Origin of the sequence: Corynebacterium sp. ES2715-CONJ3 (assembly GCF_024814365.1) — a bacterium.
GTDB lineage: Bacteria > Actinomycetota > Actinomycetes > Mycobacteriales > Mycobacteriaceae > Corynebacterium.
Genome location: NZ_JANUXS010000008.1, coordinates 1 through 19,272, shown reverse-complemented (window position 1 = coordinate 19,272; position 19,272 = coordinate 1). Strand labels below are relative to the sequence as shown.

The window sequence follows — 19,272 nt, the reverse complement described above, 5'->3', positions numbered from 1 at the left end:
ACTAGCCCTCCTCAGCAATCACGAGCAGCGGGTCTCCGCCTAGGACGTCCTCGAAATCATTGAAGCACAATTCGCTAACAATCCCAGGACCTGGTGCCACGATCGATGTCTCGAGTTTCACGGCCTCGACGATGGCTAATTCCGCGCCGGTTTCAACGCGGTCGCCTACTGCTACTGTGTAGCGGACGATTCCTAGGAATGGGGCGCAGATTTTCATGGGCTTTAGTTTATCATTGCGCTGCATTTTAACTCTTTTCGAGATAGTACCGATCGTGCTCTGTGTAGCGGGATGTCAGAAGCTGGGCGAGGCGGGGGTTCTCCTCCACAAGATCACGCGCGCGAGCGTTAGCATGCTCGATGAGATGTGCATGGTGTAACAGATCGAGGTAGCGAACTGCGCGTCTCGTCCCCGACTGGGCGCTGCCCAGAACATCGCCTTCACGACGCATGCTCAGGTCTAGGTCGGCTACCTCAAAACCATCGGTCGTTTCACTGAGTTGTTTAATGCGCATAAAACTAGCACTCTCCTGCTCAGCTTCGGTGACGAAAAAACAGTGTGAGGCATTGCCACCACGCCCAACCCGCCCTCGCAGTTGATGCAACTGAGAGGCGCCGAAGTGGTCTGCCTCCAACACGATCATAACGGTAGCATTAGCAACATCGATACCTACCTCAATGACCGTTGTGGACACCAGAGCATCTATATCGCCTTGCGCGAAGCGCTTCATAATGTCATCTTTATCGCGTGGTGCGAGAGAGCCGTAGAGACATTCCACTGTGAAATCGCTCAGTTGATGAGAGCTGAGTTGGGCGTGGGTTTCTAGCACCCCACCCTCCTTGTGCACTCGGGGACACACCACATAAACCTGATGCCCCGATGCTATTTGTTCGCGAACCACCTCCCACATCCTCTTGGTCCAGGCCTCTAGCCACGTTGGTACGCAAAAGCTCTTGATTGGTTTTCTCCCCTGGGGTAGTTCTCTTAGTACCGAACTACTGAGATCGCCGAAGTGCGTCATCGCCACGGTCCGTGGGATGGGTGTCGCTGTCATAACAAGCAGATGGGGCGTTAGGCCGTTTTTTCCCTTGCTACGCAGGGCGTCACGCTGTTCCACACCGAACCGGTGCTGCTCGTCAACGACGCAAAACCCAAGGTCAAAGAATTCGACGGATTCTTGAATGAGGGCGTGGGTTCCCACAACGATATCTGCTTGCCCCGAGACGCAGTCAAGCAACGCTTGCCGACGCTGTGCGATTGGCATACCCGAGCTCAATACGGTGACCGCAATATCATCCAGCCCCGCAAGATCTAGAAGATCCTTAAGGCTGCGTGCGTGTTGGTGAGCTAAAACTTCCGTTGGCGCCAAAAGCGCACACTGCTTGCCGTTGTCGATTGCCTGCAGCATGGCAACCAGGCTCACCACGGTTTTACCTGAGCCCACTTCACCTTGGAGCAGACGTTGCATCGGGTGCTCGAGGGTGAGATCAGCGGCTATGTCGGCTATGACTGATCGTTGTCCGTCAGTAAGAGCATACGGAAGGCTAACGATGAGTTGCGCAGCGGAGGCATTGGGAATGTGCTCGAGGCGAGGAGCTAGCCGAGCGCGAGATTCTTGGCGTCGGGTGGCCATGACGGTAGCCAGGGCTAGAGCCTCATCGAAGGCAAGACGATCACGATAATAGCTAGGTTTCGTTTGTGGATCCTGGTGCAATCCCCTAATAGCTGCGTCGAGGCTGGGGAATCCGGGAGGGATATAGGCAGCTAGGGGATCTGATATGTGTGGAGTGCGCCTGAGGACTTCAGCAATTGCGGCAGCAATGCGCCACGTGGGAAGATTTTTCGTTGCTGGATAGATCGGGATGGTCTCAAGATGCGCTATATAGCGACTACAGTCACCCTCGTCATCATAAACCGTATCGGAGTCTGGATCGCTGGTTAATGCGGCTTTATCCAAGATGACATAGTCGGGGTGCTGCAACTGGGCTTCGCCGCGAAAATATTTCAGTTTCCCTGTAAAAAGTGCTACCACGCCTTCGTGCAGGACTTTTTGTAACCATCGCACCCTAAAAAACACGGCCGTGATCTGTCGTTGCCCATCGTAAATAGTGGCAGTAAGGACAAAGGTGCGCCCTGTATCATTAACGGAAACCGACTGGATCACCCCGATACAGGTCACGATATCGCCCTCGGTAAGACTATCCATACTCATCGGCGAATGGCGAGTTGCAAAGCTGCGTGGCAAGTGTCCGAGGAGTTCGTTGGCAGTGGAATAACCCAAATGCTTTTTGATGGCGCGAGCCTCTTTCGCGGGTAAGAGCGAATTCAAGGGGCGGGTGTCAGTCCAACTAATGGGCATCGCAACTGTCCTATTCAGCGCCAATTTCGGCGAGTGACCCGAAGTCGCTCCCAATATAAAGAGTCAATTCCAGGGGCAAGGTGGCCTTCGGGCGTTTCGGTAAGGCGGCGAGAATACTCTCGTGATCTATATGCGCGGCCATGGAGGCATCGATCAGCACCGTCAATTGTTCAGTGTTATCGCGGATGAGTATGCGGCAGCAGGATATGATCGCGTCAAGGAATGTATCGGAGATGCTCCGGATATCGCGGGAAGCTACGCCTAAATAGTCACCTTTTGCGCACGCACCCACAGATGTCAGACGCGCCTTATCGGCCTGTCTGACCCGCATATACTCCATGGCGTTGATCGCTTCTGCCATGGCGTATCCATCGACCGCGAGTGGCTGAGCGGGATCATGGACGGCAACTGCCGCAAGCCCTCGCACCACGGCGCCGGTAGGCACAATCAGCAGGGTTTGCTCGAAAGCGTAGCCTGCGCGCTCAACGGCGCTCAACTGGGCTTTTTCCAAGAATCCGTTGGGCAGTAGAATAATCTCATCAGCCTGCGTAGCTCGTGCAGCTGACACTACGGTGTAGACGATATCGGCACTTGAGTCGACCGCGACGACCTGTACCCCCGAACGCTCGTATAGCTTCGCTAATTCACCTGGCGGAGTAATCGCGAGAATGACGCGCGAGCTTAGCGCAGGGGTAGAGATATCCGGCAGGGCCTCCAGACGCAGCTGCGAGACCCCGCCCAGCGCAAAAGCGAGCTCGATGACCTTACCTGCATGATGCGAATGTATGTGCACACGGTGAGCATCCCCTGCGTTATCGAGACTGGCAATGACCACGCTATCACCAAGCGGTTCCAGGTTGTCACGGATAACCTGAGGGTGACAGCCCCGAAGCATAAACATAACTTCCAAATAACTACTAGTCATGTCTTCGTGCGGGCTGGAAGCTGGTAGGTCGTGCGAAGGCATGCGCTGCGGGTTAAGAATTTCCGCCAGCCCCTCGGGCTGCCCAAAATTCCCTCGAGGCACCGGTTTTCTCGCGGGCGCTTCCTCCACGCGCTGTGCGCCAGCAAGTTGAGCGAGGGTGTCCACTCCCACCTGATATTCGGAAATCTCAGTCTCTTTGTGTCGCGGCTTACGAGAGCTGGCAACTATCCAACATAGCGACTCGAGGATCACGATTAATCCCTGCCCCCCTGCATCAACGACACCTGCGTCGCGAAGCGCTTGCAGTTGCGATGGCGTCCGTTCAAGAGCGCGGCGCGCAGCTTGTGTGGCTGCTGTGACAATAGCCATAAGATCGTGGTCATCGGTTTGATTTGCAGCTACCGACGCAGCGCGCAACACCGTAATCACTGTGCCCTCTACCGGTTGAGCGATTGCTCCCATCGCAAAGGTATATCCAGCTTCAAGTGCCTTTTTTATGTGGGGGCCCGACACGCCTTCGTCTCGAGCGTATTGGGCGATTCCACGGAGAACTTGACTGAGGACCAAGCCCGAGTTGCCCCGTGCTCCAAGTGTTGCGCCTCGAGCTAGGGCTGCGCTAACAAGTGCGATATCGTGTTGGTCCTCGCCGTCGAGGCGGTCCACCTCGGTGAGTGCGGCTAGCATGGTGTGAGCCATATTAGAGCCGGTGTCTGCATCGGGGACGGGGAAGACATTGAGTGCGTTGATCTCCTCGCGACGGATTTCCAATTCACTCGCGGCGCGCCGCACCCAGCCCGTGAGGGCCATGGCATCAAGGCTCAATAATTGTGACATAGAGTTTTCATTCTACAACTGCCACTCAACGGGGGGCAGTTTGTGGTCGCGCAAATATTCATTTGCCCGAGAAAACGGCCGAGAGCCAAAAAATCCCCGGCGCGCCGATAGCGGTGAGGGATGTGGTGAAGAGATAACCATACTATCCGGATGCCCAGCAAAGTGGGGGCTAAGTTTCTGGGCTTCGCGGCCCCAGAGGATGGCCACAAGTGGCTGCTGGCGGTTGATGAGAGTATCCACGATATGCGCAGTGATGTGTTCCCAGCCTTTATTGCGATGGGATCCGGCTCCGTTGGCCTCGGCCCGCACTGTCAACACCGTGTTCAGCAGCATAACGCCCTGCTGCTGCCAGGCACTGAGGTCTCCGGTTGTTGGTTGGGGGATGGAGAGATCGTCGCTGAGTTCGCGAAAGATATTGCTGAGACTTCGAGCTGGTGGCCAGATCTCTGGGGCTATGCTGAAAGCCAGCCCTTGTGCGTGCCCTGGAGTGGGATAGGGGTCTTGACCAATAATGAGGACATTGGTGCTAGCGAGTGGAGTTTGTAGTGCCCGCCAGCGTAGATGCGCTGGCGGCGCGATGGGAATTCCTGCTTCCTCTTCGCGCTGCAGGAACTCCCCCATGGCATTGATGAGCGGAGCTATTTCGCGTAGCGGCTCACGCCAGCTGGGGTGGATGTTTATTTCTTCAAAATAGGTCACGTTTCCCCCTTGTGTTAAAAGCTTCCCCATCCTTCCTGGTAGCGCGGAGGTGCTGAATCAACCGTGACGAGGCCCTGGGGGTGATGGCTCAGCACGGTACCAATGGCGCGGAAGCCAGTAGGAGCGGGACCGAAGGTGGTGCCAATGAGGGTGTGGTCTTCGCCGCCGCTGAGGACAAATTTCCACGGGTCTTCCTCGAGAATCTCGCAGGCGCGCATAATATCATCAGTGGGGGCAATAGCCTGGGAGTCCAGATTGATTGCAACCTTCGATTTCGCCGCGATGGCGTGGATATCGCGCACGAGTCCGTCGGAGTTATCTGTCATGGCGCTCACCCCCGCCGAGCGAGCAACGTAGCCGCGTCCTGGGGGCATGATGGTGGAGCAATGGGCACGGAGCAGGGATTCGAATTCTGGCAGAGCTGCTTCGCGTCCGAGACGAGCAAGCAGGGCATGACCGGTGGCGGATTCACCGATTCCTCCAGAAGCGACCACGATTTGTCCAGGGCGGGCGTTGCGGAGATGGAGCGGTTCGAGTGGTCCTCCGAGTTGACCGATAGCGGTTACTGAGATCACGATATACTCACCGTCGGTCATATCTCCGCCGATGAGTTCAGCGCCGTAATCACTGATACGTTCGTTGATGCCGCGGGCTAATTCGGAAACGAATTGCAGTCGGGTAAACCCGGGTGCTGACAGCGACAGAAGAGCTGCTACGGGGCGAGCACCCATGGCCTCGACGTCGGCAAAATTCTGGGTTATAGCCTTGCGTCCGATTTCAGCTGGATTGGACCATTCTTTGGTGAAGTGCCGTTCCTCAACCAACATATCGGTGGTGACCACCATCCTCGAGTTGGGGGCGCCGTAATCAAGTACTGCGGCGTCGTCCCCATTACGGGTGCTGGGAGCAGTGCGCAGAATGGTGTCGATGACGGCTTTCTCGCCGACTTCCGAGAGGGTGGGGTTTTTAGGGTCTTTTCCGTCTTCCATTGTTCTCTCTTGGTTGAAAAGGCTAGTAGTCTGTTATCGGGTGCTCTATAGAGGTTAACCCCGAAGGTACTGTTGTTCATCTACCTAAAATAATCTTTTAATATTATTGATGATAACAATGACAAGCGCCACCATCTGATGCAGAAGTGTGGCCTATATCCCGCTATGTCGAGAAGTACCTTGAGGTTTTCCGGTACGAGCCGACTATGATTTTTCACTATGCAATCATCCCCCATGCCAGTGCGACCCCTACCCATTGTCATCGCCTTGATCTTGGCTATGTCGTTTATGGTAGCTGTTCTAGTGGGAGCCAAGATGGTCTATAACCACAGTGCTCATCAGCCGGTGGCCATGTCCACCTTGGACACTCCAGAATCTAGCTCGATCGAGTGTGAAGAATTTCTTGCAGCGCTACCAACCTCGGTATTAGGACATCCTCGCGCTGATATAGTGGCCCCGATCCCACCTGGGGCAGCAGCCTGGAGCTCGTCTTCCCTCGAGCGGATCACAGCCCGGTGTGGGGTGAATTTACCACGTCAATACACGTCACTGAGCAATATAGTTGAGGTCGGCGGTACTCGATGGCTTGAAGTATCAGATGCCACGCCAGCGTCAACCCTTAAAACGTGGTACAGCGTCAATCGTGCAAAAATAATCGCTATCACTGCCGACGATCTATCCCTCGGTGATCACCCTCATCCCCTGGAGGATATTGCAGCCGCTGTTGCGATAATTCCCCACCAAGAATTTCCACCCAATCCTATCCCCCTGAGTGGACTCTCTAGTGCTGTAGGGCCGCAACAAAAAGCGGCATGCCAGGAGGTGCTCGCCGCTTTGCCGAATGATTTAGATAGCGGTTATAGGCGCAGTACCACCGATCTGGGGACAGAAATGGTGGCGTGGTCCGCACCCGGTGAAGAGGCAATCGTGGTGCGATGTGGGGTGGAATATCCCCAGAATTATACGGCGGGCGCTGCCTTGCAGCAGGTTAACGATATCGTGTGGTTTGAAGACGTCATTGTGGGCAACGGTACCACTGCGAGCACCTGGTATGCGATCAATAAGAGCCAGGTAGTTGCCGCCCATATCCCTCAAGCGCGCGGGAATGCGGCGCTAGTTGCGATATCGCAAGCTGTATCGCAACACCTCTAGGAGAAGCCACCTCTTGGTCTAGTTTTTGGAGGTGGATTCATGGGGTTTTAGAGGGCGTGAGGAGTTCAGCGTCTATTACAGTTCAGAGCGTGGTCAATGAGAATTTCGAGGAGTTCTGGATAGTCGACACCCGATGCCGCAAGCACTTGGGGATACATGGAAATAGGGGTGAAACCTGGCATGGTGTTGATTTCATTAATAACTGGACCATGATCGGTTAGGAAGAAGTCGACTCGAGCAAGTCCAGTGCAGTCAAGCGCTTTAAATGCCTCGATTGCCAGGCGTTGGATCTCCGCGGTGTGGTTGTGTGGGATCGCGGCGGGAATGACTGCGCTGACGACACTGTCGAGATACTTGGTGTCAAAATCATAAAATCCGCCCTCGCTGGCATCGGTGTCCACAAGCTGAGCAGGCACAGAGGCGCGCAGGGTGCCCTCCGCGTTTTCGAGGACTCCGCATTCGATTTCACTGCCGATGATCTCCGATTCTATGACGACCTTCGCATCGTATTGGCGAGCCTCGATGAGGGCTTGATCGAGTTCTTCCCATGACTCAATCCGAGAGATACCGATCGATGAACCTCCGCGTGCGGGTTTAACGAAAGCAGGCAGGCCAAGACTGTCCCTGTCTGTGGCGCTCAAGATCTCTCCCGGGCCGAGAACCTTCTCACGGCCTACCGGCAGCCCTGCCGCGCCGAGGATGCGCTTGGTGTATTCCTTATCCATGCTGCACGCCGAAGCCAAGACCCCGCAGCCGACATAGGGAATTCCCGATAAGTCAAAGAAACCCTGAATTGTGCCGTCCTCTCCGTAGGGACCGTGCAGAACTGGAAAAATGACATCTACACGCGCATACAGGCGGCCATCTAGGTAGCGAATCTCGCCTTTGTTAGCGGGAGTATGAGCAAGCCTGATCTCCTCCTTGAGCTTCACTTTAGGAAGCGTTCTACCTTGAATGAGCAAGTTACGAGGATCACTCTCCCCCACGGTCCATGTGCCGTCTTGAGTAATCCCCAGGGGAATAATCTCGAAGCGACTGGGATCGAGATGCTGCATAATCGCTCCAGCGGAAACACAGGAGATGGAATGCTCGGAGCTACGCCCACCGTAAATCACGGCGATCTTAATTCGGGAATCGGTTGCAATCACAGCTGATTACTATACCCCGAATTCTCGTGCTCACTTTTCTTTGAGCGACCCATGAGTTGCCCCACCATCTCTTCCACTGTCATCCCCTTGTGGCACACGGCGTATACCGCTTGACTAATCGGCATCTCAACCCCCATTGATTGAGCTAATTCATAGACCGAGGCTGAGGACGTGACCCCTTCAGCTACTTGACCGTGCGTGGCTGCACGCGCTTGCTCCAAACTGGCGCCGCGCCCTAAGCGATCACCGAAGGTGCGATTGCGCGACAAGGGCGAGGAACAGGTGGCCACTAGGTCCCCCATGCCGGCAAGCCCAGCGAAGGTGAGCGGATTAGCTCCGAGGGCGATGCCCAGCCTGGAGATTTCCGCCAGGCCCCGAGTAATCAAGGTAGCGAGTGTATTTTCTCCTAGGTCCCGCCCCGCCGCCATACCGCAAGCTAGAGCAATGACATTCTTACATGCCCCTGAAATTTCGCATCCAACGACGTCAGTATTGGTATAGGGGCGAAAATAAGGCGCAGCTAGAGCCTCTTGGATCACTTGGGCGTGGTGCTCATCTGGGCACGCAATAACGGTAGCAGCGGGCTGTTCAAGGGCTATTTCTCGAGCTAGATTAGGGCCGGTGAGAACCGCTATGCGGCGCGAATCAATACCGCTAACCTGAGCTATGACTTCTGACATGCGCATAAATGTCTGCTTTTCCACGCCCTTGGACAGAGAAACCACCAGCGCATGCGAAGGTATAAACTCGGCCCACGTCAATACATGGCCTCTCAGCGTTTGACTAGGAACCGCGAAGACTACGATATCAGCCTCGGATATCGCTGCACGAGCATCTGAAGTAGCCACAATAGTGCGCAGGTAGATATCGCTGAGATAGTCAGGGTTGTGGTGATGAGTATTGATATACTCTGCCACCTCTTCTCGACGTGCCCACAGCACCACCTCATTTCCAGCGTCGGCTGCGATTTTGGCCATGGTTGTACCCCAACTTCCGGCGCCCATTACGGCTATCTTGAGCATGTCGTCCTTTCCACAGCTGCTACCACTTCGGTGCGCCATGCGCCCCAACATTGTCAGTCTAGTAGATAAAAGCCTGAGTCAATGCCTGTCTTTGTTGTAGAAGTAGCTAAGCTGAATTGGGCGTTTGGCTTAAAGGCGAGCCTTCGTGAAAAAATCCCGATCTACCGATTGTCTACGAACTATGTCAAAACTTCCGTCGCAACAGCGACATAACCCTGCCCATAACCCGAATCCGCACCGCCTGGAGCGACGGTTCCAAAAGATTCCAGCTACTCCTGCTGCTGAATTCGATTCCCCTGTTCTCGCTGCTGGCGCCGTTTTATGGCGCCACGATCGCAAGGGCCGTGTGGAATTTGCGTGTATTCACCGCCCTCACCTTAACGACTGGTCTCTCGCTAAAGGAAAAGTGGATCCCGGCGAGTCCCTCGCGATGACCGCAGTGCGTGAAATCGCGGAAGAAACAGGCTACGAGATCAAGCTCGGAGAACTTTTGGGGCGAATTAGTTATCCTCTAAAAAAACGCACGAAGGTTGTCTACTATTGGCTAGCCGAGGTAATCGGTGGCACATTCGTCGCCAATAACGAGGTCGATGAACTGCGCTGGGTCTCCGACTCTGCGGCTCGCAAACTGCTTAGTTATTCCGCAGATCATCAGGTGCTCGATGCCGCCTTGACCTACCTATCACAACCAACGGATTCGCGCCTCATTCTGATCAGGCACGCCGACACCGTCTCATCCTCTTCGTGGTACGGCGGAAGCATCTCGCGACCCCTCAGCCCCGCAGGCTTCAAACAAGCTACCATGCTAGCCCCCCTGATTGCGGCTTATCACCCTGACCGTCTGATCAGTGTTGAAAATAAACGGTGTCAAGCGACGCTCGAGCCTGCAAGCAAGGCTTTAAGCCTGCCACTGACCGCCGGATCCCCACATGAGCTACCCGAACGCGACAAGACTATTGCATCCTGTCTCGATAAAAAGGCACTCATCGGCACCATGAAGAAACTAGAGTATTCCCCACACTTCCACCCCCCACGAGCGCGTGTAAAAAAGGCTGGAATGTGGGTGTTCTCCTTCCACAAGGGTCTGGTAACTAGTGCAGATTATTTCGTATCTCCGCTAGCTATCACCTAACAGAAAGAGGCTCTCCCCATCCCGGGGAGAGCCTTCTGGACTACTTTTCAACGAAATTAGGTACAGGAACCTACAGGTTAGCGAGGAAATTAGGTACAGGAACCTACAGGTTAGCGAGGATAGCTTCGAGATCCGATGATCCTAAGAGGTTGCCCCGCTCAGGGTCGACACTGACAAGGTGCTGAGCGTTGTCCAGCAAGATCACCAGATCACCAACGCTATAGTCACCTTCCGCGATACCTCGAATTTGTTCCACTGGGAGCTCGCCCTCTGCGATGAGCTGGAGCACTAAGCCTATAACGCCTTCGATGGCTTCAGCGCTCAGGCCTAGCTCAGCTACCTGGTGTCGGACCTCAGCCGGAGCGGACTCACCAGTCAAAAGATTGATGATCGAGTTAGCCAACTGCGATGCATCAGCTCCAAGATCAGGAAGAGATTCGAGAGCTGGGATCTCACCGAGATCACCAAATACGCCACCGGATGCTTGGTAGTTACCGCTAATGAATGCTTCAAACTGCCCTTGATGACCATTATAGAGGTTCAAATCAACATCTGTTCCGATTCCGCTGACACGCCCCTTGCCCGTTCGTTGCCAAAAGTCGAGGACGTCCCAGCCGCCTACAGGATCCGGGGCTTTACTTTGGTAGGCGGCCAGCCACAGCGGATACTCCGAGAATTCGGAGGTATTAGCCATTTCATGCATCCAGAAATAGCGGTAGGTGTAAATCATGGGCTGACGCCCGGATTGTGCCTTGAACTCGTTGAGGAAGTCGCGAGTCCAGGCGGCAAGCTCTTGTGGGTTTTTACCCTCTGCGACCTCGAGGTCGAGGACCGGGGGCAACGGATGCGCTGCGATTCGGGTGATCTGATCAGCGTAGTGGCGAGCCTGGGCTATAGGATCACCGCTGGGGCGAGCGTAGTGGTACGAGCCCACAGATAGGCCGGCTGCGTGAGCGGCATTGGCATCATCAACAAAGAAATCATTCGTCCAACCTGCACCTTCACTCGCTTTGACGAAAGCAAAGGAGTGACCATCAGATTTTACGTGATCCCACGCGATGGGCGCGCCCCCTGGGTGTTGGTGGCTTGCAACATCGACCCCGGATAGGGAGCTGACGCTATCGAAGGGTTGGGCTAGGGCAGGTTGTGCGCTTAGAGCCAGCACAGCTGTGGTGGCCAGTGCGGTTACTGCGCGAAAAATCCGCTGCAAAGAAGTCATGCGACACACAATAACACAAGTAGTCATTAGTCACACCAAACACACCTGTCACATTCTACATTTCTCAAATTTTCTTAGAGTCCCCTCCCGACCTAGCTCGTCAATCAAGCCCACAGGCTAGATATCCATCGATTCGGAGGCCTCGTGCGCGCCTAAGCGCAGCCAGTTTGAAACCCGGTGTCTTCCACTCCGCAGATTGCAGCAGAGTACCAGTAGACTCCCACCACGCCAGCCCCTTTTCACTCAAATCCATGAGCGGGTCTTCGGTCACCTCATATTGCACACGCTAACCACCAAGAATACCCCCTTATTGTCCCCATTCTTTGACGGTTTCAGTATGGCTCGCTATCGAGTGACTACCTTTGGAGACTGCCTCCCTTCGATGCTCGAACCACAGTCTCCGCGCATAAAGTGCTCGGCTTATTTTTGGCCTGCATATAATAGCCCGGCCAAGAATCACACCGCTCGAACTCCCGACACCGAGCGTGCCCCTATATATACAGTATCCGCCGAGACACGTTCGGACAGATTCACCGTGTTGAATGGTCGTTGATCACCCATGGTGAGGGCTAGGAATACATTTCAGGAGATGGATTTCTCCCTGCACACATCCCAATAAATATAAACCACGCTATTCCCGGAGGGTCTTCTTCCACTTCGTGAGGGGATCAAATATGTCTCATATATTAACCTGTGAAATCGGCAACATCCCCACCCAAGCAATGGGGGACATTTGGCAAAACTTTTATCCTGATGCTGCGAATCTTTGTGTCTTCGAACCAAGAATCAAGATGGGAGACTTGATTTTATCAATTATGAACAAGGACCACGGCTCACCCCCTCACCAAACCGACCTTTCGATTACGGTCCCACGAGAGTGTGCCTGCTGTTTTGAAGTAATTCTGTGCACCAATATGCGGCCTATATATTTTCAATTAGAGTCTTGATACCTCTTTAGATTCCCAACATCCCCACCAATGCAAAGAAGCAAATATGGCGGAGCAATGGCCGCGAACCTAGCTGTGATTAGGTAGGGAGAGAGCGCCTTCCCGACACTGCTCTCGCTGCGATAATCCCTTCGTGAATACCCAGGGGCTCCAGTGATATTCAGCTGGTGAAGCAGTTTACTCAGCCCGCACCTAGGTCAATCTGAGCCCACGGGCTACTTTTATATTTAGGAATATATCGTCCCCATACACCCATTGCCCGCGGGCCAGCCATATGATAAGTAGTCGAGGCTGGCTTAACAGCAGCAATAGCCCAGGTGCGTTAGTCACCCCCTGTCGCTCCAGTGACCTCCTAAGATAGGCGCCCGTGCGAGCCCAATATCTCCCACATTTTTATCGTCAGGGAGTTTATAATCCCATTTTTTGGGATGATAGTATCACCCTATGGGAAATTTCACCGTCGCTGCGGCCACGACAAGCGGCATCAAAGTCCTCGACCGAGCGGTACTCATCATGCTCACCGTGGCCGAGCATCCCTGTACCCTCCATCAGCTCTGCGAAGCGACTGGACTCCCCCGCGCGACCACTCATCGCCTCGCCACGGCTCTAGAAGTGCACCACCTTCTTAGCCGCACCGTCGACGGCCGCTGGACCATAGGTGACATCCTTTCCACTTTCGGCACTAATAATGCCACAAATCTCACCGATATTGCCGCCCCTCTCATGCACAAGCTCATGGAGAAAACCGGCGAATCGATCCAGCTCTATCAGCTAGCAGGGGCGTCGAGAGTGTGCATTGCCTCCGAGGAACCCCATGTTGGCCTCCATAATTCAGTTCCTGTGGGGGCTAGGCTCCCGCTGAACGCTGGTTCCGCCGCTAAAATTTTCTTAGCCCACTCTGCACCCGCCCTTCGCGACAGCATTATGGAACAGCCCTCAACCTTCACCTTGGAGGATATCAATGCTGCGCGAGAGCGTGGTTGGGCGCAATCGATATCCGAGCGCGAAGTTGGACTCGCTTCCATTACTGCTCCTATATTCAACCGCGAAGGAATATTTGTCGCAGCCCTGTCAATCTCCGGACCTACAGATAGATTTCAACCTTCACCCGCCATATGGGCTCAAGACCTTAAGATCGTCGCCACACAGATAGGGCTAGCCCTCTAGAGAGTTTCTAAAAGCCCGACCAGTACTTGATACTCCTCAACCAGAGGATGACCAGCACACCGAGACGAGGCTAGTTCCAGTACTTTCCGGTGCCACCAGATTTGCCCCTCTTTGCCAGTTCGAAAACGCTTCCATATCTCGTCGCCGACCAGCGCATAATCATCTAAAGTACATTGCACATTGTGCAATTTATCTGCAACCGCAATCACAATGACTTCTTCACCAGCTAGTGAAATTTGAGAAAGATAGCTTTTACCGCACTCATACCAATCATCAATCGCTCGAGACTTGGTGAGAGCATGAACCCAGGTAGCAACGGTTTCTCCCAGCTGCTCTCTAATTTCCTCAAGACTTATGCGGTCAGGCGCATCCTCGATCGCATCGTGGAGTACGGCCGCACAAAGAATATCGGTGTGTGATCCCGCAAGACTAGCCATAACAGCTACGGGGTGCGATATATACGGTAGCGAAGACCCTTTTCGCACTTGCCCATCGTGGGCGTAGCAGGCCAAACTAATGGCGCGGTTAAGCTTCTCACGCTCTGTATGATGAAGTTTCATTCGACTCCAATTTCAGGCTTTCATCGTGGTGTTAGTTAGGACATGCTAAGCTCACATACTATGAGCTCTGATAACTCCCCCTCACGTCGCCCAACTGCCACCGCCGCAGGTCACTGGATTCTTGCTCGCGCTGGTAAGAAAGTTCTGCGCCCAGGGGGTCGTGAACTCACAACTCGAATCTTGAAACAAGTAGATTTCGACGGACGCGACGTCGTGGAGTTTGCACCTGGATTGGGGCACACTGCTCGGCTTATTTTAGCCTATGCCGTAGCCTCTTATACCGGGGTCGAGCAAGATTCCTTCGCAGCCGCCCAACTTCGCCAGCACATAGGCAGTGACACCCAAAAAGTTCTCAATGCCTCCGCAGATACCTCCGGCTTGGCCGATCTGAGTGCCGATATTGTCATCGGTGAAGCCATGTTGACCATGCAAGGGAACAATGCGAAACAAGAAATCATCCATGAGGCCCACCGCCTCCTGCGCCCTGGCGGGCACTACCTCATCCACGAGTTATCGCTCACCCCAGACGATATCGGCCCTGATCGCGCCCAAAGTCTGCAGCGTGATCTTGCTCAAGCTATTAGAGTCAATGCACGACCTCTGACGCAGCCAGAGTGGACCAAAATCCTCGAAGCGCAGGGCTTTAAAGTGATATGGTGCGGGCACGCACCCATGGCCCTTTTATCTCCCTCTCGCTTACTTGCCGACGAAGGGCTACTCGGTACCTTAAAAATTGTGGGGAATATAGTTAAGGATAGAGATCTTAGAGCCCGCATCCTGCACATGCGCAGCACCTTCAAAGATTATGAAGACAATCTCGCAGCCATCGGGATCGTGGCTCAAAAGAGGGAAGAATAGCAAAAGCGAGGTAGCTAGACTACCTCGCTTTAAAAGTACCCCGTACGGGATTTGAACCCGTGTTACCGGCGTGAGAGGCCGGCGTCCTAGGCCCCTAGACGAACGGGGCAAGAATGACCTTGCTGGTACGAGGGATTACACTATACCAAAGCACCCCAGCCAGCAAATTCCCATGTCATAGACATAATCAAAGTGAGTACTACAATCCGATATATGAAAAAGGCTTCGCTTAGTACCTATACGTGCACACTCATCCTTGGAGTGAGCGGTGCAATGCTCATGAGCTGTGCCCCTGAGCACTCACAACCTCCTGTTCGTGCTTCCCAAGCAAAGATAAGTGCCCCCATCGAGGTATCTAATCTTGTGGATCAAGCTAGTCAGGATCAATTATCTACCGCACTGTTAGCAGCAGGGATTGAAAAAGAGCGCGTCCAGGATTTTATGTCAGAAGTTCAACGCGTCAATGTGGACGTTCCGCACAATTCCTTAGTTGACCACGGATTTGTTCCGTTGACTGACGCCTACCACCTTCCGGCAATCTCTAGTACGAATACAACCCTCACCAACTGCCGCATTAATACTTTCCTTTTAAGCAAAGATCTCATTAATGCCCGTAGCTCATCTGAGGTTGATTCCAGCCTTCTCTTTTTTGATCAGGAATCGATTGATGCTTTCCAGCCACCCTTATTCACGTCTGATGAAATGGCAGTCTATAACACTCTCTTTGGGCGAATTCCCACTACGTCGGCAAAAGACTCTCACCAGCACGTCGCGGATATTGGTAGCTACTTTGACCAGCACCAGATCAGTTTCACCAACCCCCACGTTCATATAGTCAGCGTTTTTCTACACGATGTTCTCACCGAACCTGCGGCGCTTTTCATCGGCCATGTGGGAGTAGCTGTAGCCGTTGATAATGGCTACCTCTTTGTTGAGAAAGTAGCCTTCGAAAGTCCCTATCAGCTATTGAAAGTCAGGAGCTTGAAAGACCTCTATGCACACCTATTCCGGGTTTATAACACCAGTGATGGGCAAGATTATGGAGCCCCAGTAATACTCGATAACGCCGAGGTAAAGCTATCCCTTTAGCTTTCGGATCCTAGATAGCTTTGTCTTGCCGCTCACCATAGGCCCCTCCTTCACCCGCGGTTGGGGTATGGACTCGATATGAGAGCCAATAACGTGAACTGCGAAAAGACAATGCGGCTTAGAGCCTGCTTAGAGCCTTTAGACGAGGATGCTGCCTCATATTTCAATCGTGCCTACGGGGCTCCGGAACACCTCGGAAGGCAAATTTTCGTTTATGCCTAAAATTAGAATCGAGGAGTTGTACCTTAAAGCTCTCACGACATAGTCGAGCTAAACCTCGCTGATAAGGTACGCGTCCAACTGCATCAAGATAATAACTAAAACAACACAGGTGAAGTGATCGGTAACCAACTGGCTCCGCTTCCCTACCGACCTATCTTAAGGCGAAAATCAGCCGACGACGCGATGACTATCAGAGTTCTGTGGAAAACTCCTGGTACACCGTTATTCTCAAGTATTCGCGAAGCCAAGGTTGCTGAAAAGGTCCTCAGTTAGTGAGCTGTATTAAACTTCGCGGAGCTGCCCGATCATTTTCTCGACTATTCGTATAAAGCGGTGCTCCCACTAGCTCGAGGCGGCATCCTGGCTCTCGAGCTTTCCTCACCTAGTATTCCTAAATTTTAGGCTTGGTGGCTAACAGATTCGACATAAAATAAATTAACCTTGCTGCGCTGTTCTGAAGTGGCTCACTGAACGTTTGTTCCGGCGGTCTATCTGGGTCTAATTGAAATCTGTTTCGTATTTAGCCTTTACGCTGTACCTATCCCAACTGCACCCATGGTTCAAACTCTTAAACATTTTCACTACTTCAGCTTTACCTGTCGGCACTACTGGGATGAGTATAGGAAGAAATGGTGCGAGAAGCCGCGCATCAAGAGTTTTTAAAAAAACTTCTCTCCCTTGCACGGCTGGCACCACCTCAAAGTTCAAGGAACCTTTAGCGCCTATTCGCAGTCTAACGGTCTACATACGGTAACTCTCGAAAGATTCATCGACCAAAGGACGCAAAATATGAGATTGTTCCCTATCGGAATACTAAGCATCTGTTGTGTCCACCTAGCTGCGTGCACAGGCCAAACCCAGCAGATCGACGTCGGCTCTTCAACCTCGCCTGTCTCGACCGGGCTATCCACGGCTACTTTATTCCCCACTATCACCACTGCTCCCACTACAAAACCCGACTTGCAGCCAGTCGATGTGGACCCCGACGACCCCAAATTCGAAGGCTACCGAGAGTTATATGACTCATCAGATCGTGAGCTTATTGTCCATGATTTCTGCGATCACTTTAACTCCGAAGAACTCGCTGGCATCGGGCTGCGCGCCCACGACAGCTCAGAAACCGAAAGAAACGTAGATCTTAAAAGTTCGGTCTGTTACTTCGATCCCATCCCTGAAGACCGAAGCGTCGAATACCAAGTGTTAACGGGCCGCGTACCATACGAAATACGCCGCTTAGCTGGCAGAGTTCTGCACTTCGATTTCGAGGGGCGTTACCCCCGCATCTACTTCTACTCCGACTTTCCCAACGGTGAGTCTAGCGTCTTCTTCCAGTGTATCGCTGCAACGAGCACCACTAACGGCACCATAAACCTCACCACCGAAGCATTCAATGACGAATTTATACCTGACGCGCGCTTCAACGATGCCGCTAGCACCTGCCAACACTCACACGACAAACTCATCGAGCTGATCAACCTCAGCGGAGTCCCATGGCCATAGCCTCTCCACCACGCCCAGTCATACCCAATCGCACTCACGATCACAGAAACGCCGAGCATTGATGAACAAACTACCCATCCTCCTCAGCACCACAGCACTCCTTAGTGCTAGCGCGTGCACACCAAATCCACCAGGTCCTGATAGGACCGAAACAGTAACAGTGTCTCGCACCACCGCACCCCAAACCCCCGAGACTACTGCCCCCACCACGGCCCCCACCATGCAGCCGGTCGATGTGGATCCCGACGACCCCAAATTCGAAGGCTACCAAGAAGCATACGACCGCTCAGATCGTGACCTTGTTGTCCATGATTTCTGCGACCGCTTCACTTTCGAAGAACTCGCTGGCATCGGGCTACGCGCCCACGACAGCTCAGAAACCGAAAGAGACGCTCAATTCAAAGAATCGGTCTGTTCCTTCGATCCCATCCCTGAATACCGAAGCGTCGAATACCAAGTCATGACGGGCCTCCTGTCATACGAGACGCAGCGCAATCTGGGCCAACTCTTGAACTTCGATTTCGAAGGGCGTCACCCCCGCATCTACTTCTACTCAAACTTAACCAATGCTAAAGCAGGCTTCTACATCAGTTGCACTGCAGCAACGAGCACCACTAACGGCACTATAAACTTTTCCACCGAAGCGTTCAGCGACGAACTTATCCCTGATGCGCGCTTCAACGATGCCGCTAGCACCTGCCAACACTCACACGACAAACTCATCGAGCTGATCAACCTCAGCGGAGTCCCATGGCCATGATCACCTTCAACCCCACCGCCACAGCAAGCTAAATCCAATCGCACTCACGATCACAGAAACGCCGACCCTGATGAACAAACTCTTCACCTTCCTCAGCACCACAGCACTCCTTAGTGCTAGCGCGTGCACACCAGATTCTTCTGGGCCAAACGAACCAAAGGAAACTGAAACGGCAACGGTGTCTCGCACTGCAGCTAACACCGCACCCCAAGCACCCCAAGCACCCCAAACCCCCGAGACTACTGCCCCCACCGTGCAGCCGGTCGATGTGGACCCTGATGACCCCAGATTCGAGGGTTACCAAGAAGCATACGACCGCTCAGATCGTGAGCTTGTTGTTCATGATTTCTGCGACCGCTTCACCCTCGAAGAACTCGCTGGCATCGGGCTAAGCGCCCACGACAGCTCAGAAACCGAAAGAGACGCTCAATTCAAAGAATCGGTCTGTCACTTCGATCCCATCCCTGAATACCCAGGCGTCGAATACCAAGTCATGACGGGCCTCCTGTCATACGAGACGCAGCGCAGTTTGGGAACTCTTTTAGACTTCGATTTCGAGGGGCGCCACCCCCGCATCTACTTCTACTCAAACTTAACCAATGGTAAAGCAGGCTTCTACATCAGGTGCACTGCCGCAACGAGTACGACTAACGGCACTATAAACTTTTCCACCCGAGCGTTCAGCGACGAAC

The 19,272-nt window shown here is 53.5% G+C and carries 16 protein-coding genes, 1 tRNA gene and 1 pseudogene; 8 read left to right on the top strand and 10 right to left on the bottom strand.

What is annotated here, in order from left to right:
* Window position 1: 1 nt before the first annotated feature.
* From NXT00_RS09060 to NXT00_RS09040, 5 genes are read right to left on the bottom strand one after another with little or no spacing between them, the layout of a single operon-like run.
* Window positions 2–217: an acetyl-CoA carboxylase biotin carboxyl carrier protein subunit gene (locus tag NXT00_RS09060; protein ID WP_259080291.1), complete on the bottom strand. Its 216-nt coding sequence runs from the start codon at window positions 215–217 to the stop codon at window positions 2–4.
* A gap of 28 nt (window positions 218–245) precedes the next feature.
* Window positions 246–2,357 carry an ATP-dependent DNA helicase RecG gene (locus NXT00_RS09055; RefSeq protein WP_396124969.1) on the bottom strand — a complete coding sequence of 704 codons (2,112 nt, stop codon included), beginning with the start codon at window positions 2,355–2,357 and terminating at the stop codon, window positions 246–248.
* Between the two features lie 10 nt (window positions 2,358–2,367).
* Window positions 2,368–4,116: a DAK2 domain-containing protein gene (locus NXT00_RS09050; protein ID WP_259080284.1), complete on the bottom strand. Its 1,749-nt coding sequence runs from the start codon at window positions 4,114–4,116 to the stop codon at window positions 2,368–2,370.
* A gap of 12 nt (window positions 4,117–4,128) precedes the next feature.
* Window positions 4,129–4,845 carry a uracil-DNA glycosylase gene (locus tag NXT00_RS09045; protein WP_259080280.1) on the bottom strand — a complete coding sequence of 239 codons (717 nt, stop codon included), beginning with the start codon at window positions 4,843–4,845 and terminating at the stop codon, window positions 4,129–4,131.
* Window positions 4,830–5,804, bottom strand: a complete 975-nt coding sequence (locus tag NXT00_RS09040) for a thiamine-phosphate kinase (protein WP_259158779.1) — start codon at window positions 5,802–5,804, stop codon at window positions 4,830–4,832. Before NXT00_RS09040 ends, NXT00_RS09045 begins: the two co-directional genes overlap by 16 nt.
* A gap of 219 nt (window positions 5,805–6,023) precedes the next feature.
* Between NXT00_RS09040 and NXT00_RS09035 the strand changes: the two genes are divergently transcribed.
* The gene (locus tag NXT00_RS09035) at window positions 6,024–6,956 is read left to right on the top strand and encodes a DUF3515 domain-containing protein (RefSeq protein WP_259158778.1); all 933 of its coding nucleotides are present in this window, start codon (window positions 6,024–6,026) and stop codon (window positions 6,954–6,956) included.
* A 65-nt stretch (window positions 6,957–7,021) separates the two neighbouring features.
* On the opposite strand, the gene NXT00_RS09030 is transcribed toward NXT00_RS09035, so the two are convergent.
* Together NXT00_RS09030 and NXT00_RS09025 are read right to left on the bottom strand one after the other, a co-directional pair.
* Entirely contained in the window at window positions 7,022–8,104 is a 1,083-nt protein-coding gene (locus NXT00_RS09030; protein WP_259080277.1) for a D-alanine--D-alanine ligase family protein, read from the bottom strand.
* Window positions 8,101–9,126 (bottom strand): NAD(P)H-dependent glycerol-3-phosphate dehydrogenase, encoded by a 1,026-nt coding sequence (locus tag NXT00_RS09025; RefSeq protein ID WP_259158777.1) that lies wholly within the window; start codon window positions 9,124–9,126, stop codon window positions 8,101–8,103. The genes NXT00_RS09030 and NXT00_RS09025 overlap by 4 nt, the downstream gene beginning before the upstream one ends.
* A gap of 181 nt (window positions 9,127–9,307) precedes the next feature.
* On the opposite strand from NXT00_RS09025, the gene NXT00_RS09020 reads away from it, so the two are divergent.
* Entirely contained in the window at window positions 9,308–10,258 is a 951-nt protein-coding gene (locus tag NXT00_RS09020; protein ID WP_259080273.1) for an NUDIX hydrolase, read from the top strand.
* Between the two features lie 103 nt (window positions 10,259–10,361).
* On the opposite strand, the gene NXT00_RS09015 is transcribed toward NXT00_RS09020, so the two are convergent.
* The gene (locus tag NXT00_RS09015; protein WP_259080272.1) at window positions 10,362–11,477 is read right to left on the bottom strand and encodes a glycoside hydrolase family 25 protein; all 1,116 of its coding nucleotides are present in this window, start codon (window positions 11,475–11,477) and stop codon (window positions 10,362–10,364) included.
* A gap of 1,391 nt (window positions 11,478–12,868) precedes the next feature.
* Between NXT00_RS09015 and NXT00_RS09010 the strand changes: the two genes are divergently transcribed.
* Window positions 12,869–13,591, top strand: a complete 723-nt coding sequence (locus NXT00_RS09010) for an IclR family transcriptional regulator (RefSeq protein ID WP_259080271.1) — start codon at window positions 12,869–12,871, stop codon at window positions 13,589–13,591.
* Here the strand turns inward: NXT00_RS09010 and NXT00_RS09005 are convergent.
* On the bottom strand, window positions 13,588–14,151 hold the full coding sequence (locus tag NXT00_RS09005) for an HD domain-containing protein (RefSeq protein ID WP_259158776.1): 564 nt from the start codon (window positions 14,149–14,151) through the stop codon (window positions 13,588–13,590). The genes NXT00_RS09010 and NXT00_RS09005 overlap by 4 nt on opposite strands.
* Window positions 14,152–14,211: 60 nt before the next feature.
* On the opposite strand from NXT00_RS09005, the gene NXT00_RS09000 reads away from it, so the two are divergent.
* Window positions 14,212–15,009, top strand: coding sequence for a class I SAM-dependent methyltransferase (locus NXT00_RS09000; RefSeq protein ID WP_259080267.1), 798 nt, complete (start codon window positions 14,212–14,214; stop codon window positions 15,007–15,009).
* A gap of 36 nt (window positions 15,010–15,045) precedes the next feature.
* Here the strand turns inward: NXT00_RS09000 and NXT00_RS08995 are convergent.
* Window positions 15,046–15,118 (bottom strand) — tRNA-Glu (locus NXT00_RS08995).
* Window positions 15,119–15,222: 104 nt separating this feature from the next.
* On the opposite strand from NXT00_RS08995, the gene NXT00_RS08990 reads away from it, so the two are divergent.
* The 4 genes and pseudogenes from NXT00_RS08990 to NXT00_RS08975 form a co-directional block, all read left to right on the top strand.
* A complete protein-coding gene (locus NXT00_RS08990; protein WP_259080266.1) occupies window positions 15,223–16,098 on the top strand; it encodes a DUF4300 family protein in 876 nt (291 codons plus the stop codon).
* Between the two features lie 1,011 nt (window positions 16,099–17,109).
* The gene (locus tag NXT00_RS08985) at window positions 17,110–17,820 is read left to right on the top strand and encodes a hypothetical protein (protein ID WP_259158774.1); all 711 of its coding nucleotides are present in this window, start codon (window positions 17,110–17,112) and stop codon (window positions 17,818–17,820) included.
* A 61-nt stretch (window positions 17,821–17,881) separates the two neighbouring features.
* The gene (locus tag NXT00_RS08980) at window positions 17,882–18,580 is read left to right on the top strand and encodes a hypothetical protein (protein ID WP_259158773.1); all 699 of its coding nucleotides are present in this window, start codon (window positions 17,882–17,884) and stop codon (window positions 18,578–18,580) included.
* 70 nt (window positions 18,581–18,650) lie between these two features.
* A pseudogene (locus tag NXT00_RS08975) lies at window positions 18,651–19,272 on the top strand (hypothetical protein); the annotation flags it as partial.

Bases quoted from the DNA above. Each gene is read 5' to 3' on its own strand.
- NXT00_RS09060 (WP_259080291.1), bottom strand. From the start codon at position 217: ATGAAAATCTGCGCCCCATTCCTAGGAATCGTCCGCTACACAGTAGCA.
- NXT00_RS09055 (WP_396124969.1), bottom strand. From the start codon at position 2,357: ATGCCCATTAGTTGGACTGACACCCGCCCCTTGAATTCGCTCTTACCC.
- NXT00_RS09050 (WP_259080284.1), bottom strand. From the start codon at position 4,116: ATGTCACAATTATTGAGCCTTGATGCCATGGCCCTCACGGGCTGGGTG.
- NXT00_RS09045 (WP_259080280.1), bottom strand. From the start codon at position 4,845: ATGGGGAAGCTTTTAACACAAGGGGGAAACGTGACCTATTTTGAAGAA.
- NXT00_RS09040 (WP_259158779.1), bottom strand. From the start codon at position 5,804: ATGGAAGACGGAAAAGACCCTAAAAACCCCACCCTCTCGGAAGTCGGC.
- NXT00_RS09035 (WP_259158778.1), top strand. From the start codon at position 6,024: ATGCAATCATCCCCCATGCCAGTGCGACCCCTACCCATTGTCATCGCC.
- NXT00_RS09025 (WP_259158777.1), bottom strand. From the start codon at position 9,126: ATGCTCAAGATAGCCGTAATGGGCGCCGGAAGTTGGGGTACAACCATG.
- NXT00_RS09020 (WP_259080273.1), top strand. From the start codon at position 9,308: ATGTCAAAACTTCCGTCGCAACAGCGACATAACCCTGCCCATAACCCG.
- NXT00_RS09015 (WP_259080272.1), bottom strand. From the start codon at position 11,477: ATGACTTCTTTGCAGCGGATTTTTCGCGCAGTAACCGCACTGGCCACC.
- NXT00_RS09010 (WP_259080271.1), top strand. From the start codon at position 12,869: ATGGGAAATTTCACCGTCGCTGCGGCCACGACAAGCGGCATCAAAGTC.
- NXT00_RS09005 (WP_259158776.1), bottom strand. From the start codon at position 14,151: ATGAAACTTCATCATACAGAGCGTGAGAAGCTTAACCGCGCCATTAGT.
- NXT00_RS09000 (WP_259080267.1), top strand. From the start codon at position 14,212: ATGAGCTCTGATAACTCCCCCTCACGTCGCCCAACTGCCACCGCCGCA.
- NXT00_RS08990 (WP_259080266.1), top strand. From the start codon at position 15,223: ATGAAAAAGGCTTCGCTTAGTACCTATACGTGCACACTCATCCTTGGA.
- NXT00_RS08985 (WP_259158774.1), top strand. From the start codon at position 17,110: ATGAGATTGTTCCCTATCGGAATACTAAGCATCTGTTGTGTCCACCTA.
- NXT00_RS08980 (WP_259158773.1), top strand. From the start codon at position 17,882: ATGAACAAACTACCCATCCTCCTCAGCACCACAGCACTCCTTAGTGCT.